General features: G+C 47.1%; 17 protein-coding genes. 8 read left to right on the forward strand and 9 right to left on the reverse strand.

Annotated elements, in window-relative coordinates:
* Window positions 1-8: 8 nt before the first annotated feature.
* Both OM95_RS01420 and OM95_RS01425 read right to left on the reverse strand, forming a co-directional pair.
* Window positions 9-521 carry a hypothetical protein gene (locus OM95_RS01420; protein WP_041869467.1) on the reverse strand — a complete coding sequence of 171 codons (513 nt, stop codon included), beginning with the start codon at window positions 519-521 and terminating at the stop codon, window positions 9-11.
* A gap of 205 nt (window positions 522-726) precedes the next feature.
* On the reverse strand, window positions 727-3669 hold the full coding sequence (locus tag OM95_RS01425; protein WP_041869470.1) for a PD40 domain-containing protein: 2943 nt from the start codon (window positions 3667-3669) through the stop codon (window positions 727-729).
* A 120-nt stretch (window positions 3670-3789) separates the two neighbouring features.
* Here OM95_RS01425 and pal point away from each other — a divergent pair, with 120 nt between their 5' ends.
* The 6 genes from pal to smpB are packed head-to-tail and all read left to right on the forward strand — an operon-like array spanning window position 3790 to window position 7615.
* Window positions 3790-4296, forward strand: a complete 507-nt coding sequence (gene pal, locus OM95_RS01430; RefSeq protein WP_041869473.1) for a peptidoglycan-associated lipoprotein Pal — start codon at window positions 3790-3792, stop codon at window positions 4294-4296.
* Between the two features lie 22 nt (window positions 4297-4318).
* Window positions 4319-4630, forward strand: coding sequence for a DUF4398 domain-containing protein (locus tag OM95_RS01435; protein WP_041869476.1), 312 nt, complete (start codon window positions 4319-4321; stop codon window positions 4628-4630).
* The gene (locus OM95_RS01440; protein WP_041869478.1) at window positions 4627-5301 is read left to right on the forward strand and encodes a tetratricopeptide repeat protein; all 675 of its coding nucleotides are present in this window, start codon (window positions 4627-4629) and stop codon (window positions 5299-5301) included. The genes OM95_RS01435 and OM95_RS01440 overlap by 4 nt, the downstream gene beginning before the upstream one ends.
* A 3-nt stretch (window positions 5302-5304) precedes the next feature.
* Window positions 5305-6342, forward strand: a complete 1038-nt coding sequence (gene tsaD, locus OM95_RS01445) for a tRNA (adenosine(37)-N6)-threonylcarbamoyltransferase complex transferase subunit TsaD (protein ID WP_041869481.1) — start codon at window positions 5305-5307, stop codon at window positions 6340-6342.
* On the forward strand, window positions 6339-7166 hold the full coding sequence (gene rsmA / locus OM95_RS01450; protein ID WP_041869484.1) for a 16S rRNA (adenine(1518)-N(6)/adenine(1519)-N(6))-dimethyltransferase RsmA: 828 nt from the start codon (window positions 6339-6341) through the stop codon (window positions 7164-7166). Before tsaD ends, rsmA begins: the two co-directional genes overlap by 4 nt.
* Entirely contained in the window at window positions 7163-7615 is a 453-nt protein-coding gene (smpB, locus tag OM95_RS01455; RefSeq protein WP_041869486.1) for an SsrA-binding protein SmpB, read from the forward strand. The genes rsmA and smpB overlap by 4 nt, the downstream gene beginning before the upstream one ends.
* Here smpB and OM95_RS01460 read toward each other — a convergent pair.
* Window positions 7560-8219, reverse strand: a complete 660-nt coding sequence (locus OM95_RS01460) for a hypothetical protein (protein ID WP_041869487.1) — start codon at window positions 8217-8219, stop codon at window positions 7560-7562. The genes smpB and OM95_RS01460 overlap by 56 nt on opposite strands.
* Window positions 8220-8304: 85 nt before the next feature.
* Here OM95_RS01460 and OM95_RS01465 point away from each other — a divergent pair, with 85 nt between their 5' ends.
* Entirely contained in the window at window positions 8305-9078 is a 774-nt protein-coding gene (locus OM95_RS01465) for a hypothetical protein (protein ID WP_291515424.1), read from the forward strand.
* 2 nt (window positions 9079-9080) lie between these two features.
* Here the strand turns inward: OM95_RS01465 and OM95_RS01470 are convergent, their stop codons facing one another.
* Genes OM95_RS01470 through OM95_RS01480 form a run of 3 tightly spaced genes read right to left on the reverse strand, consistent with a single transcriptional unit; the run spans window position 9081 to window position 10995 of the window.
* A complete protein-coding gene (locus OM95_RS01470) occupies window positions 9081-9764 on the reverse strand; it encodes a PilZ domain-containing protein (protein WP_041869488.1) in 684 nt (227 codons plus the stop codon).
* Window positions 9740-10639, reverse strand: coding sequence for an SAM-dependent methyltransferase (locus OM95_RS01475; RefSeq protein ID WP_041869828.1), 900 nt, complete (start codon window positions 10637-10639; stop codon window positions 9740-9742). The genes OM95_RS01470 and OM95_RS01475 overlap by 25 nt, the downstream gene beginning before the upstream one ends.
* Window positions 10640-10692: 53 nt before the next feature.
* Entirely contained in the window at window positions 10693-10995 is a 303-nt protein-coding gene (locus OM95_RS01480) for a hypothetical protein (RefSeq protein ID WP_041869490.1), read from the reverse strand.
* A 200-nt stretch (window positions 10996-11195) separates the two neighbouring features.
* Between OM95_RS01480 and OM95_RS01485 the strand changes: the two genes are divergently transcribed.
* Window positions 11196-12407 (forward strand): hypothetical protein, encoded by a 1212-nt coding sequence (locus OM95_RS01485; RefSeq protein WP_041869493.1) that lies wholly within the window; start codon window positions 11196-11198, stop codon window positions 12405-12407.
* Window positions 12408-12466: 59 nt separating this feature from the next.
* On the opposite strand, the gene OM95_RS01490 is transcribed toward OM95_RS01485, so the two are convergent.
* From OM95_RS01490 to map, 3 genes are all read right to left on the reverse strand, one after another.
* Entirely contained in the window at window positions 12467-12979 is a 513-nt protein-coding gene (locus tag OM95_RS01490) for a MarR family transcriptional regulator (protein WP_041869496.1), read from the reverse strand.
* A 194-nt stretch (window positions 12980-13173) separates the two neighbouring features.
* The gene (locus OM95_RS01495; protein WP_041869499.1) at window positions 13174-13569 is read right to left on the reverse strand and encodes a hypothetical protein; all 396 of its coding nucleotides are present in this window, start codon (window positions 13567-13569) and stop codon (window positions 13174-13176) included.
* Between the two features lie 249 nt (window positions 13570-13818).
* Window positions 13819-14574, reverse strand: coding sequence for a type I methionyl aminopeptidase (gene map / locus OM95_RS01500; protein ID WP_041869502.1), 756 nt, complete (start codon window positions 14572-14574; stop codon window positions 13819-13821).
* Between the last annotated feature and the right edge of the window lie 4 nt (window positions 14575-14578).

The raw sequence follows: 14578 nt of genomic DNA on the forward strand, positions 1-14578 counted from the left end.
TTAGTAAATTACTTGGAGCTTTCTTTGATGAACAAAGTCAGATAGTGGCGAACCATGTACTCAAGTTTGACCGGCAAACCTTGATACATCCACACCAGCTCGCCGAAGGCACCCCATTTGGCTTCAACGATATGTTCATCCATCACGTTTGTGGCCGTCTGTTGCGCTTCGGTAGATCCAGGCGTTGGAATGTAATTCGTACCGATGAAGTTGAAGCGGATGCTGATCTGTCCTGGCGCTTTTAAAGAGAAAATCATCTTAAAGCCATTGCGGAAAAGCATGAAGTCCGCGTGGGTCTTGGCGATGCCGTAGATTTTGATACGGCCTAGTGCGGAAGGCTTTAATTCATTGAAAGAGGTTGAGGCATCAACAAATTCAGTTTTTAGCTCAAGCAGAAATTGAATGCTTTCGTTGATCAGAATTTTTTCTGAATCAAATCCGAAGCTCATATCCACGAGGCCAGACTCTTCCATTTGTTGTTCAGCTTTCACAAGTTCTTTAATCCAGCTGATTTTTTCCATGAACCCTCCCGGTGACAGCATGTCGCAGCATCCTCGCCGCTAGTTGTCGATTACTTTAATAATTTCGAGGGCCTGTGTCTTTGTCAAGACTGGTAAGTTTGGCTCAGCGCGAAAGGGGGACTCCCATCGCCCAGAGGAGGGGGATCCTGAGAGGGCGATGGGGCTTCAGCACTCATTTGTACGACTCCCCAAAGCTCTGAAGAGGTTAAAAACCCGTGATTTGTAAAGCACTGCCAATGACGCCTTCAGGACCCGAAGGCGTGTTGAAGGCCATATAGTAACCGACCACCAGGCTGACGGGGATGACATAACCCAAAGTAGTTTCAAGTTTCAGTTCTAAGCCCGAGCTCCAAAACCAGCGTTTCATGTCCACGGATTCATAAATGGATCTGATGTCGTTCACGAACAGACCATCCGCGGCGGCGCCATCAGCGATAATGGCTGCGGAAAGACGACGCAGGAACAGAGGATCTGTGCCCGAGCCCCGATAAAAATCAAGCACCGGCAAACGATACTCGGCGTTTACGACCCACATGTTTTTACCGAAGAGCTGTCCACGTTTATAACCGCGCAAAATATACTGAGGTAAAGGACTGTCAGGGATAAACACCAACGGTTCGGTGGAAACACCATAGATGGCGGAGACTTTCTCAGGAGTGTAGGCCGCATTGGTTCTTAACATCAGTGCATGATGTTTGGGCAGATATCGAGACAGATAAACTTCTCCGCCTGCTAAAAATTGCGAATGGCTAAGGTAGCCTTCTTGTTCTAGGTAATCATAGGCCCCCAGATAAGCACCACCTCCGGTTTCAGGAGAAATCTGTGCTCCGGCTTTGGAGTAATTGGCGTGACTGAGCATCACGTAGGGGCCTGTGCGTTTGGTCTCTGTCGTGGTGGTCTCGCGCTCTAAGTATTGCCAGCCAATTTGCAGATTGGTGTATTTCGAAATCCAGAACATGCTTGGCAGAAGAGCCGCCGCCAGACCGTAGTCATTCAGTTCGTTTGTAACGGTGCCCAGATAAGAACTGCGCTTGTAGGCTAACGTCGTCCAGGGCAGAGCCGTTGTCTGATTTAAATAAGTTCCGAGAAGACTTCCGCGGTTCAGCCCCGTATCCCACGATCCGATTAGGGTGTAACTGTGCTTTTTTAATGGATCAAATCCCGAGGTTTGCGCAGTTAGAATGATGCCAGTTTCGCTGGAAGAACCCGAAACGAATGGCATCCAGTACTGAGGCCACAGGTAGCCATACGGCGAGTAGTCCTGTAACGAAGACTGGCTTAGGGCGGCCCGCGCTTCTTCCAGACTTTTTTCATTCGGCGCAATCGGAGGATAACGATCGGCCATCAGACCGTTGACTTCCGGAATTTGCGAGGGCGTGTTCTGCCATTCGCTAGCGGGAATCGCCACGACCTTGGGACCTTGTGAGGTCATGTGTGTGGCAAAAAGATCTTTGCTAAGCGGATCGTAGTCGGCGGTGAAGAAAGCCGTCAGGGTGTTGGTGATAGGGCGCGCGGTTTTTAAGCTAGGATCTGCCAAATAAAGATTTAAAACTCCGCTATTTCCCGAGGTGAATAAAAGGCCTTCCGGGGTCTTCTTGGCGAAGCGCACATTTTTGTATTGTGGAAAAAGAACGTCCGTCTTTTGCGTCGAAAGGGAGTGGCTGTAAAGGTGTTCAGAGCCATCGACTTTGCGCAAAGAAAAAAGCAGGACGTCTTCATTCCAAAACAGTGGATAGGAAATTCTTTGCTGAAAATCGGGGGAATAGACCGTCTGCTCTGTCCAGGAGCCATCCTGTTCTCGCAAAACACCCAGATGAGTTTTCCCGCCCTCCAGTTTTACAAAGACAATGGCCTTTCCGTCGGGCGAAACCGCAGGCTCGCGACCGCGCAGATGCGTGGTCAGGCGTTCTGCCTTTTTGGTGTTCAGATCATAGGTGTGCAAATCGGAATAGCGTTCAATGCGGTTCACATAGTCAATTTTATCGTAAACAATTTTTGCGGAGTTCGGGAACCAACTGATGCGCTGGATGCTGCCAGTGGGCGGTCCATCCTGCTGCGCGGACGGAGTGAAATCCTGATTGAACTTTTCGACGGTGTCGGCGCTTTTGGCATCCAGGAAACTTTGTGCGGCGGTTTCACGGGTGATGATTTTAATGGCGCGCGAATTGGCGTCGTCTTCCGTGACCACGGCCAAGTGTTTTCCATCGGGGGAAATGCTGGGAGCGGTGACCGAGATGAAAGTATTTTTGGGAATGATGACGTTGGTGACTTTAACTTCGCGGATCGTTTTCAACTGATTTTGCGCGCGCACGGCGACTTCGTTCAGCATGTCGTTGTACTGGGCGGTGTAATTCATGCCCAAAATTTCCTTCGCGGGGGTCTCAATAAAATACGGGACACGGCCGCCCTGTCTTTCGTTCAAATCTTTTGCAATGTGCAGGCCCTTTTCGGAAAACATCTGACTCCACATCAGCGAGCCAAAAAGATAAGGACGCATGCCCTCTGGCCAGGTGGGAATGACCTCGTTCACTTCCGCGATATCGTAAGAATGAAAGGTTTGATCTTCCACCATCGCGCGAATTGTCGCATCTTGATAGAAAGACCGCAGACGCCCGTGGTTGCCGAGGCGGGTTTCCATTTCGACAGCGACGCCTTCTTTCCACCATGTGGGCAAAAGAATGTTCGGGGCGATGATGTTTCCGAAGACAAAACGCAAAGGCTTCATGATTCCGTTGGCGGGTTCAAAATTCAGAATGTGAGTGTATTCGTGGGCAAGAAGTTCAAAAGCCCAGTCGCCCGTGTCAGCAAGGCTCTCTTCCGGACCGGGTAAGACTGGATAGGCCATAATGTGAGGATAAGGAATGCGAGTGGCATATCCATTTGTGACATCCGTTTTGTCGTTTATAATGACGATGGTTTTTTCGGGCAGCGAGTGAAAGTAAGAGCGAAGTTCGGCGTAGGCCTTCTCAAGCTTTTCAGCATAAAGAAGACCAAGGTCCTGCTGCTTGGCATTAAAGATCACTTCAAAATGAGGTGTCTTCAAAGTTTTCCACTGAATATCCGGTGGAACTTCAAGTTGTGCTCTTGAAAGAGGCGAAAAAAGCGAAATGATCGAGAGCAGTAGAAGTAAAACATGTTGTCGGTACATATAGTCTCTTAGCCGTAGAGCAACACAATATCATTTAGGAAATCTAAGGTTTGACAATGAGCCGCTATAAATTAAAGTTTTTATCTAATGATAACTATTGGATCTTCATAGGAGGACATCATGTTTCGTAAATTAGCTCTTGGTCTTGTTGCCTGCGCTTTGGTTGCTGGTTGTAAAGGTAAACAAACTCAATCGGATCAATCCATTGAAACTCTACCCGCAGGTGGCCAGTCAACGGCTATCGATTCTACACCATTGAGTTATGATCCAATGGGTTCTGACTCTGGCAAAATCGCAGGTCTTGAAACAGTTCATTTCGGCTACGATAAGTCCAGCTTGGATGCATCTGCAAAAAAAGTGATCGCATCTAACGTTGAGTGGATGAAATCTAATGCGGGCGTGAAAGTTCAAATCGAAGGTCACTGTGACAGCCGTGGTACAATCGAGTACAATGTGGCTTTGGGTGAAAGACGCGCTAACGCTGTCAAAGCTTATATGATAAGCTTGGGTATCCCTGGTGACCGTTTGAGCGTTATCAGCTACGGCAAAGAAAAGCCATTGGATATGGGTGATACTGAAGCAGCTTGGGCAAAAAATCGCCGCGCGAACTTTGTTCCTGCTCAGTAATTTAAATTAAGAAAGGTGTGCAGTGAGACTACAGAGACTTTTCATCGGAGTTCTACTTTTAACGGTGATTGTCAGCTGTCAAACAGTCCCTGCACCCATTGAGGATTATTCCCTCGCACGAGCTGCATTAGATGCGGCTCGTTCTGTTCAAGCGGCCCGCCATTCTCCGGGTTATTGGCATCAAGCTGAAGAAGCTTATCGCAAAGGCCGTATCTATTTTGAAGATCGAGATTATTCGAAAGCTAAAGAACAGTTTGTGCGCGCTCGGGTTTCCGCCGAAAAAGCAGAAAACTCCGCACGATTGATTCGTCAAAGAACAGGAGATGTTCTATGAAAAAAGTCCTGATGGCTCTTGTTGTTACGCCTCTTTTTCTGACAGGGTGTTTGAAGACGCGCAATGAAGTGCGTGAAACCGAACAGCGCCAGGTCATGCAACAGCAGGTAACCACCTTGCAAAGAAGCAATGCCGATGTCGCCAGCCGTTTTGCCGATATCGAAGAACAAATGCGCAGCCTGAATGGTCGGGTTGATGTCGTTGAGAACCGTGTTGGCCAGAACAATTCCGGCATCGAAAATGCCATGAAAAATACTCAGCAACAGAATCAGGATCTAAATCAAAAAGTGATTCTTCTGCAAGAGGCCCTCACGAAAATGGAGAAAGACATTTTCACTTTGAATGCTGAGATTCAGTCTTTGAAGGCGGATCGCCTGGCCGGTCAGGCTGAAAAAGTGGCGAAACAATCCAGGAAAAATGTTTACGAAGTGGGCGAAGAGTTCTTTAACAAGAAGGACTGGAAACAAGCCATTTTGAATTATCAAAAATACCGCGATGACAATCCGAAAGGATCTAAATTTGCAGAGGCCACTTATAAAATCGGTGTGTCTTTTCAAGAGTTGGGTATGAAAGAAGAAGCGAAGACTTTCTACGACGAAGTCGTCAGCAAGTTTCCAAAGTCGGACGAGGCTCGTCGTTCGAAAACTCGCTTGAAGGGTTTAAAAAAGTAATCCGTGATTGAACGTGTATTAGCCATAGAAACCAGTTGTGATGATACCTCGGTGGCGATTGTAGATCGCACGGGGTGGGTTCATTCCGTGGTTGCCGCTTCTCAGGATTTAGAGCACGAAATTTATGGCGGTATTGTTCCGGAAATTGCCGCCCGCAATCACTCCATCGCCTTGATCCCATTAATTGAAGAAGCCTTTAAAAAAGCCGGCATGTCCTGGAAAGATGTGCAGGGCATTGCCGTCACGAATCGTCCCGGTTTGATTGGCGCTTTGATTGTGGGACTGGTCACTGCGAAATCTTTGGCCCAGGCGAAGAATTTGCCTTTTTTAGGCGTGAATCATCTGGAAGGACACCTTCTGGCGCCCTTTTTGCGAGACGCTCATTATGCGCCACCAGAAGATTTCGGTTATCCTTATGTGGGCCTTGCTATTAGTGGGGGGCACACCAGTCTTTATCAGATAAAGGGTTTGGGGGACTATCGTGTGTTGGGCGCAACCAAAGATGATGCCGCTGGCGAGTGCTTTGACAAGTTCGCCAAGATGGCCGGTTTGGGATTCCCCGGAGGCGTGCGCATTGATCAGATGGCGAAGACCGGCAATCCCCATGCCTTTGAATTTCCCCGCAGCATGATTCACGACGATACATTTGATATGAGTTTTTCCGGATTGAAGTCCTCGGGCCAACGCATGCTGGAACAATTAGGGCCCGAACTGGTGCAAGAACAATTGCCCGACTTGTGTGCCTCTTTTCAAGAAGCCATTGTCGACGTCCTGATTGCCAAACTTGATCGCGCGGCAAAGATTTTTAGATCTCAACGGGTGATTCTAACAGGTGGCGTGAGTGCCAACTCCCGCCTGCGTGCCCGTGCGGAAGAATGGGCGGCAAAAAAAGGTTTAACTTTGGTTGTGCCGCCGATTCGCTATTGCACCGACAATGCTGCGATGATCGGTTATGCGGGCGTTTTACGCATGAATGCCGGAGAATTTTCAAGTATTGACCTGGGGCCATCGCCTCAAGTTTTGACAACGGATTTTAGATGAGTCAATCACGCGAACGATTAGAGCAGACGTTGCAAGAATTAGGTATTCTTGCCAAAAGATCCTTGGGTCAGAACTTTTTAGTCAGTGATGTCGTCATCGAACGCATTATCAATCAGGTTAAAGAATTTCAGCCCGAAGAACTGATCGAAGTCGGACCTGGACCAGGGGCCTTGACCTATTTCCTGCGACAGATGAATATCCCTTTAACATTGATCGAGTTGGACCGTGTGATCGCAGACTATTGGCGCAACCAGGGCCAAACTGTTCTTGAAGAAGATGCTTTGAAGCTGGATTGGTCACGCTTTTATTCGCATAAAAAAATCGTTTTCGTCAGCAATCTTCCTTACCAGATTTCCTCTAGTATCGTCATTGAGCGCTCGCTGGAAGAAAAAGGTGTGGAGCACATGGTTTTGATGTTTCAAAAGGAAGTGGCGCAAAGAATTCGCGCAATAGCGAAGTCTGAGCATTACGGACTTTTAAGTGTGATCGCGCAGGTCTTCTGGAAAACCGAAATGGTGACAGAGGCGGGACCGCGCGATTTTTCTCCGCCACCAAGGGTTGCTAGCCGGGTGCTTTGTTTTTCGCGTTTGCCAAGTGACGTGAAAAATCGCCAGGCGTTCTTAAGTTTCGTCAAAGCCGCCTTTGCCCAGCGCCGGAAGCTTTTAAAGAAAAATTTGTCTGGTCTTTTAAGTCAAAAGAAGCTAACTGAAGAGCAACTGGTGGGCTGGATCACCGCGATGGGTTTCACTGAAACGGCCCGCGCGGAAGAGCTTAGCCCCGCGCAGTTCGTAACGCTGTACAAGCACTTTGGATTTGAAGCATGAGCATTTTGATTATCCAGGAAAACAAAAAAGCCCGGTTTGATTACACGATCGTAGAAACCTACGAGGCGGGTTTACAGCTTATGGGCAGCGAGGTGAAGTCCCTGCGCAATAAAGATGTTCAGCTTAAGGACTCGTACATTTCATTCCGCGGTGACGAGGCTTTCTTGCAGAATGCACACATTGCCGAATACAAGGCCTCCAGTTATAACAATCACGCGCCAGAACGCCTGCGTAAACTTCTTTTGAATCGCAAAGAGCTGGACGAGATTTTTGGAGCTCTTAAAGAAAAAGGTTATTCTTGTGTGCCGCTTAAAATTTATTTTAAAAACGGCCGCGCGAAACTGGAAATTGCCCTGGTGAAGGGTAAAAAGACTCACGACAAGCGTGAGGCGATTAAGAAACGCGACGTTTCTGATCAAATTCGGTCAAGTCTAAGACGGAATCGTTAGTAATAAACTCTTCGCGAATTCCCAGACGGGCGCGCTTTTCGGCCAGCAAATGTTTCCAGGCTGCGTAGGCTTCCCGGTTTTGCGGGTCGATACTGAGTTTTTCTAAAAGTTTCAATTCGGTTTCGGTGTTTGCTTTCAAAGCGCGATAGAAATAGTCGTAGGTCATCGCCAGATCTCGGTAGTCGTCTTCTTCCGGTAAATGATAGTCAGGAATATGCCATTGTCCCAACATCAGTTGGTGCATGTGTCTTTCCATCGTCACCAAAGGGGACAGCAGATTTTTGGTCATGCGAATACCTAAAAACAGAGTCACTCCCATCAAAAACAGGAAGCTTGCGGCTAAAAATATTTTCAACCAGGTGACTTCGCGCTCTAGATGCTCCACCAGATAGGGATGAGTATCATAGGCAAGACTTTTGAACAGATCATAGTTTTGAACGATGAAATAGTAAGCGGGAAGAAGAAAAAGAATCGCGCCACCCGCAACAGCGGTCACCATGTACCAACAGTATTTATACTGAAAGCTTTTATTCAGAATAAAGCGGCGAGGACCTTGTCCGTGGGGCACGCGTTGGGGTTCGATAACTCTTCGTCCGTATAACATATGACCTCTTATCGGCCTGTTGTGTTTTCAAAAGAGTCCAATTATTCTCAAAAATATACATTTGCGGAAATAAAGAGGAGTTTTCATGCCTTTGTCGGTTCAAGATACAATGCGCCGCTCGATTTTAGCTGTGTGCCTGACATCTGTAGTGGTCTTTGGTGCTGAAAAAATCTGGGCTTTGGATGAGCCGACGACACGTCCAGATCGAGACACGACCTTGGTCGATGAAAAGTATTCTTTGAAGGCCGACCGGGACGCTTTTGAAAAATTACGCAAAGATATTCCGCCAGAACGACAAAAAGAAAATGATGAAAAGGCTTTCATGGATCAGTTGATGTCTGATCTTTCGCGATCGCCGTCGGAGGTCCGCTCGCGGTTTTCCTCGATCATCAATAAAAAGCGCGAACTTTTTAATAAAGACATGACCAAGGCGCGAGAAGAGTTCAACAAAACCCAGAAGAAAGAACGCGACGAATTCACCAAAAAACAAGCCGAAGCCCGCAAGGCATTTTCCAAAAAGAAGGTGACTTCGGACGAGCGTAAAGAGTTCTTTGAAGACTTAGACGGGGAAAGAAAAGATTTCTATTCGAAACAAAAGGAACAACGGGATGAGTTTGAAGCAGACATGCGCGACAAACGAAAGAACTTCGAAGATTATGCCCGTGCAAAAACGGATGAGTTCAATCAGCTTCACCGTGATTATACGAAACGCCATGACGAAAATAAAAAAGCGCAGGCGGATATGAAGAAGCAGACGGAAGAAAAGCGAAAACAACTGCAAAAGAATATCGATCAGGAATACGAATCAATCCGTCAAAAAGATCCTACTGTTTTAGAGCCCACGGGTTTGGGGCAATAAAACTAAGATGGTCTTTTGAAAACCTCTTTGTGAATTTCCATGGTCAGAGCGAAAAGCTTGTTTTCAATCATGGTCGCTAAAGGCGTGAACTCGATACCAAAGGTTTGAATGACTTTATTGCCTTCATCTACTTTGATGTGACGAACGAGCCCCTGGATTTCAACCGGCGGTCTTTTCCCGATCACCAAATGGCCTGTTACTTTATCGCCCAGTTTCATCAGTGGGGCGTCCATGCGGTAGATCACCCGGCATCCCTGGCTGCTCAAGTCTGCCAGTTGACCGATGATCTTTTGCGGCTGTTCATTGACTAGAATAATGTTGTAAAAGGCCTGGTAACCCTCGGGAATGCGCACGCGATAGTTTTGACGACGTTGAAGATGATAGAGTTCGTCAGCAATCGGAACCACGACTTTGTCCTGATGAATTTGCGCGAAACCTTGGAAATAATATTTTTCACCGCCAAGAAAGAAGTGTCCTAAGTATTCCTCTTGGGATTTTAATTTCGTGGTGGATTCCACTGTGCATTCCAGGCAGTTGGTTTTCGTATTGAAAAAAATCACACGCAGTTTACAGATCGAGTCTTCTTGACCCTTACACAGAAGTTCGCCCTTGGCTTGCGCCAGATCTTTCCAGAGCTTGAGCTTTTCTTCTTCGCGTCCGACTAGGGTGAAGATGTCTTTATCCATACGGTGACCTCGTGCTTGTTGTGATAAAGGTGCTGTACACGCGCATTTTCCATGGACTGAAACTTTTTGAGTGTTGCAAAGTCCGTCTTACCTTGGAATTTTATCGTGCAAACGAAGTTCGAGCATAGTCCTGAACTCTGCCACATCTGCACAAGCTCTAACAGTTTTTCGGGATAACAAATAATGTCTGAAAAAAACCAATCAATGGCCCCAATGTCCTCGGGCTTGACCGTAAAGGCATTGGTTTTCATAAAATGAATGCGGGGGAGTCGTGCGATATGGGGCTCTAGCGGTGCTCGGTCGATGCTGATCACATCACAACCAATTTGCTGTAGCACCCAGGTCCACCCGCCGGGGCAACTGCCAAAGTCCACGACTTTCTGGCCTGGTTGGGGAATCACACCGTAGACAGTGAAAAGCTCCCACAGTTTCAAGTAAGCACGGGACGGCGGATTCTTTTTGTCTTCGTGGAACTGCACTTCTCCCAAAGGAAAGGGAGAGTTGGTTTTGCTGGAAGCCAGAAGCGTATTTTTATCTATCAAGGTCCAAGCGCCCAGATTTTCTTCGGGCAAAGGTCCGCGGAAATCCATGATCCGGGGTTTCAGCTTTATAAGCTGATCTTGAATCAGTTGCGCGCGACGATGATTGTCGAAGGTGTAGGGTGCCCACAGCTTCCCCAGGCTTTTTAAAGCCTTGGCAGCTTGGGTGATAGATTCAAAGGAAATGATTTCGGGATTTAACCAAATATTTTGGGCCCAGACAGAATTCTGCAAGGGCCCCTCAGTCAGTACCAGGCTTCCATGAACGGAACGAACGTTTTTAAGTTCCTCAAGAAGCTCTGGCAGAAATTGTTCAGTGGTTAAGTAAGCGATCATCAATAAATCCAGTTGTGCGGGCTTGGGCCCGCTCACATCTTCGGCGCGCCGGTTTATGCCGCTTTAGATGCCACAGCTGGAGTCAGAAGTCCACGACTGTTCCAGGTTGTCATGCAATCGTTCCAGAACTTCTCTTTGAGTTTAACTTCGGCAGGACCCATTTTTACTTTGGGAAAATCCTGCTTTGTAAAGTGTTCGGTAAACTGAGTTTCGTCGCAGGCACGGACGACTTTCAACATCAGGTTGAAGTGAGCCTCTGTCATGGGCTTGTTATCAACGAGCATTTTTCTGAGACCAGCCTCGGGCGTGTGCAATAAAAAGTTATAGAGACTTGGTACATCATAGGTTTGACTCATTTTGAAACTCCTCTTGTTTTGTTTCCTTTCTCATATCGGCGTTTCAGAAAAAGAGCTTAAACCATTCTTACGGACCATTGTCCAAGCGTGACTGAACAATAATTTTTCAGTTTATTGAACTTCCCCTTCATCCAGGAAAAATGGTCCAGGTAAAGTCCAGGGTCCCTTAAGTCCTAGGACCTAGCTCCGATCTAGGAGGTATGAAAACACAAAAAATCAATACGAACATCTTGGCAGCACTGGTAGCAACAACACTTTTCTCTAGCACGGCTTTGGCGATGGCCAAAAAACCGGTCGATACAGGCGGCACCACCAATCCTCCAGCAACAACACCTAACAATCCTACGCCGACACCGCCTGTGGTTCGTGAGCCTGCGGCGGTCACGGACTCGATCACTCCCGAAGGCTTCGATGTTTTTGCGGAGGTCTCTTACCCCGTAGGGTCTGTGGTTGATACGAACTATAAAAACTATCGTGAACTGATTCCCACGCGAAATGCACAGCAGGCTCACGCTTCGGATCTGTGCGATTCCAATCTGGACCAGAATGATCGTTTCGCAGATCGTATTTCTTATGCGGTGGAATTGAAGATGCAACCGTCCAAAGCGCAATTAGGCTATGTGGCTTCGTATTTTGGATTGAACAGCGATGTGAATACTTACCTGCCTAATAGTTTGATTTCGCATCCTTTGTGTAACGTCACTTCTGCCACTTTGAATACGACTTTGAACGGTAAAAATGTTCCTGGTGCAGCCACTATTAAAAAAATTAATGAGTTTGCCGATCGCATGAACTCTTATCGTCGGGAAGCTTTGGCGGGCAATCGCGACGGCTATGTGAAAGCCTCGAAATTGTGGTCTAAGTTTATGATGTGTTTATCTTACATGGAGTCGTTGACGACCGCGGATACTACGAAGTCTCAGAACGTGGCGGCTAAATATGCTCCGTCAGGTTATCGTCGTCCCGCAGGTGTGAACTTCTATGAAGACCCTTATCAACCGGCGGAATCAAGATTGAATATTGGTCTTTTTCAATTCACTCCGGATGCAGGTGGAAATGTCCAGGCTTGTATTCGTGAATGGAACGCGCTTTATCCAAAATGCGGCATCTCGCAAAAGGCCAGTCAGGCTGAATTGATCCGTGTGTTGGGAAGTTCACTGCAAACCTTCAACTCGTTCTGTGCGGCGGCAAAAGTGACAGGATCTTTTGCGGTGCAAGTGAATACAACGAAGGCGGCGAATACACACCCTTACAACGTCAACTCTAACGGCAAACTAAAAGCACCAGCCGAGCGTTGCGTAAGCCCGCACATGGCCGTGGGTCGTTCTTACAACCACTTTGGTCCATTCCAAAATACTTCAGGCTACACGACAGAGACGATTTTGAACTGTGCTTTGACGGGTGAATACTAAGATAGAAACTTGGGAAACGTTAAACGAAAAACCCTGATGTTTGCATCAGGGTTTTTTATTTATTGGCCCAATTTGGGGATGCTGCGGATCATTCTTTCTGTGAATCCGTTGATCTGATTCTTTTCACTTTCATTGAACTCACTCCAAAATTGTGTGATGCGTTCGTGATAAAGTGGCACGATTTCGTCGCAGAGCGCGCGACCTTTGTCAGTCAAAAGAATCACGAAAGAACGTCCGTCTTTTTCATGCGTCGTTCTTTTAACGATTTCAACTTTCTCTAGACTGTTGATCAATCCTGAAATCGTCGCTTGCGTAACTCCCACTTTTTGGGCGAGTTCCGAAGGCATCAAGCCTTGGGAAGCTCTGTGCAGCAGAATCATCAGCGTAAAACGTCCAGAGGAAAGATTGTAACGGGAGAAAAAGCTATCGAGGTTGATTTCCATTTCAGTCGTTACTTTGCGCAAAAGGATGTGCGAGTACAACGTCAGGGGATCCATGTCGGGATAAAGAGGCCTCGCCGACTTTTCAAGTTCTTCCCGAGTCGGAATCTCAGTAAAGAAGAGTTTTGCCATGCAGTTCTCCGATCCAGTTTAGGTTTAGCGGCCTTAGTAGTTTAATTAGGGGTCTAATAAAGCGCAAGGGAAAGGACGCACAAAAGTCATAGATGAGACAAATTCAACGTAGACGAAAGCTAAATGAGAAGAGGGCAAAAAAAAAGGAAGGAGGTAGGTCCTTCCTTTTATGAACTTTGCAAGTCTTTGAGGACTTACTCGAGAGTGTAAACCACAACTTTTACAGAATCTTTCGTCGCCAAAGAACGCGCCAAACAAGCACGAGAGGCTTCGAATGTAGAAGAACCCTTCGCTGTGCCGAACGTGATCAACAAAACTCCATTGATTGTTTCGCCGTACACTTGGCAGGATTCATCAACCAATTTGAATGCGCGACCTTTGCTTACGGGAATTTCACCTTCAGCGATGTATTTGATGCCGCAAGAAAAAAAGCTTTGTGGTTTGCTGGTGTCGCCAGAAATGTTTTTCAAACAAGTCGCATTGACATCATGAATGTCTCTTTCCACCGCGATCACATTGCCGATCTTGCGATCGTTTGCCTGAGCCGAAAAAGCCAAAAGCATTGAAGCCACAACAAAAAATAATTTCATAAATCCCTCCATAAATAGACTTCGTTAGCCTTTCACCTTTTCAGCGAAGCTCAAGGACTTTGGCAGTGTGTCTATAAGAATTCAGATTTTAACGCACCTATCGTCCACATGATGGCTTGATGGGTCACCCAGAGAAGTAAAATCGAGAATGATAAAGAAACTTCGTAGGGCATAACACCTCCCTGAATCTGCACCTTGAGAGAATTCTATGCAGGAAGCAGAGAGCGGGCAAAGAGCGTGGGACTGTATTTAGACAGGATCAGGTAAAGTCAGAATGAGAGCTCGGTCCTTAAGCACAACCATGCTGTGTTCAAACTGAGCGGTGCGGTGCTCGCGTCCTGCCACCAGCGTCCAGTGGTCAGGTTCTTCATCGACGAAGCGAGCCCCGGTAGAGACAAAGGGTTCAATGGTAATGACATGCCCTTCTTTCAACTTTCGTTTATCGTTTTTGTCGTGAAAGCCCGCGATAAATTTGGGTTCTTCATGCAGACTGCGGCCCACACCATGACTTCCCAGATTTTCAATAACGGTGTAGCCATTTTCCTTAGCCACTTTTTCAATCTGGTAGCCAATCATGTTGATCGGCGTGTTCGCTTTGACAACACTGATGGCGGCATCCAATGCTTGACGAGTGACATCCAGCAGTCTTTGATCCTCGGCTTTCCCCGGAGGCACTATAAACGAGCCCCCATTATCAGCATAGTAACCATTGAGTTCTGCCGAAACATCGATATTGATCAAATCGCCTTTTTGAATTTTTTTGTGCGATGGAACGCCGTGAGCGACTTCGTGGTTCAGACTGATGCAGTTATAGCCTGGAAAATTGTAAACCAACATGGGGCCCGAACGTGCTCCATGAAATTCCAAGAACTTTCCGCCCAGATCATCCAGTTCTTTGGTGGTCATGCCCGGCTCCATGGAGCGCGCCATGTGCTGTAGGCAGTTTGCCACTACTTTGCCGATTTTTTTTAGACCTTCGAGATCTGCTTCCGTCTTTACGATCATGCAA

Origin of the sequence: Bdellovibrio sp. ArHS (genome assembly GCF_000786105.1) — a bacterium.
Classification (GTDB): Bacteria; Bdellovibrionota; Bdellovibrionia; order Bdellovibrionales; family Bdellovibrionaceae; genus Bdellovibrio.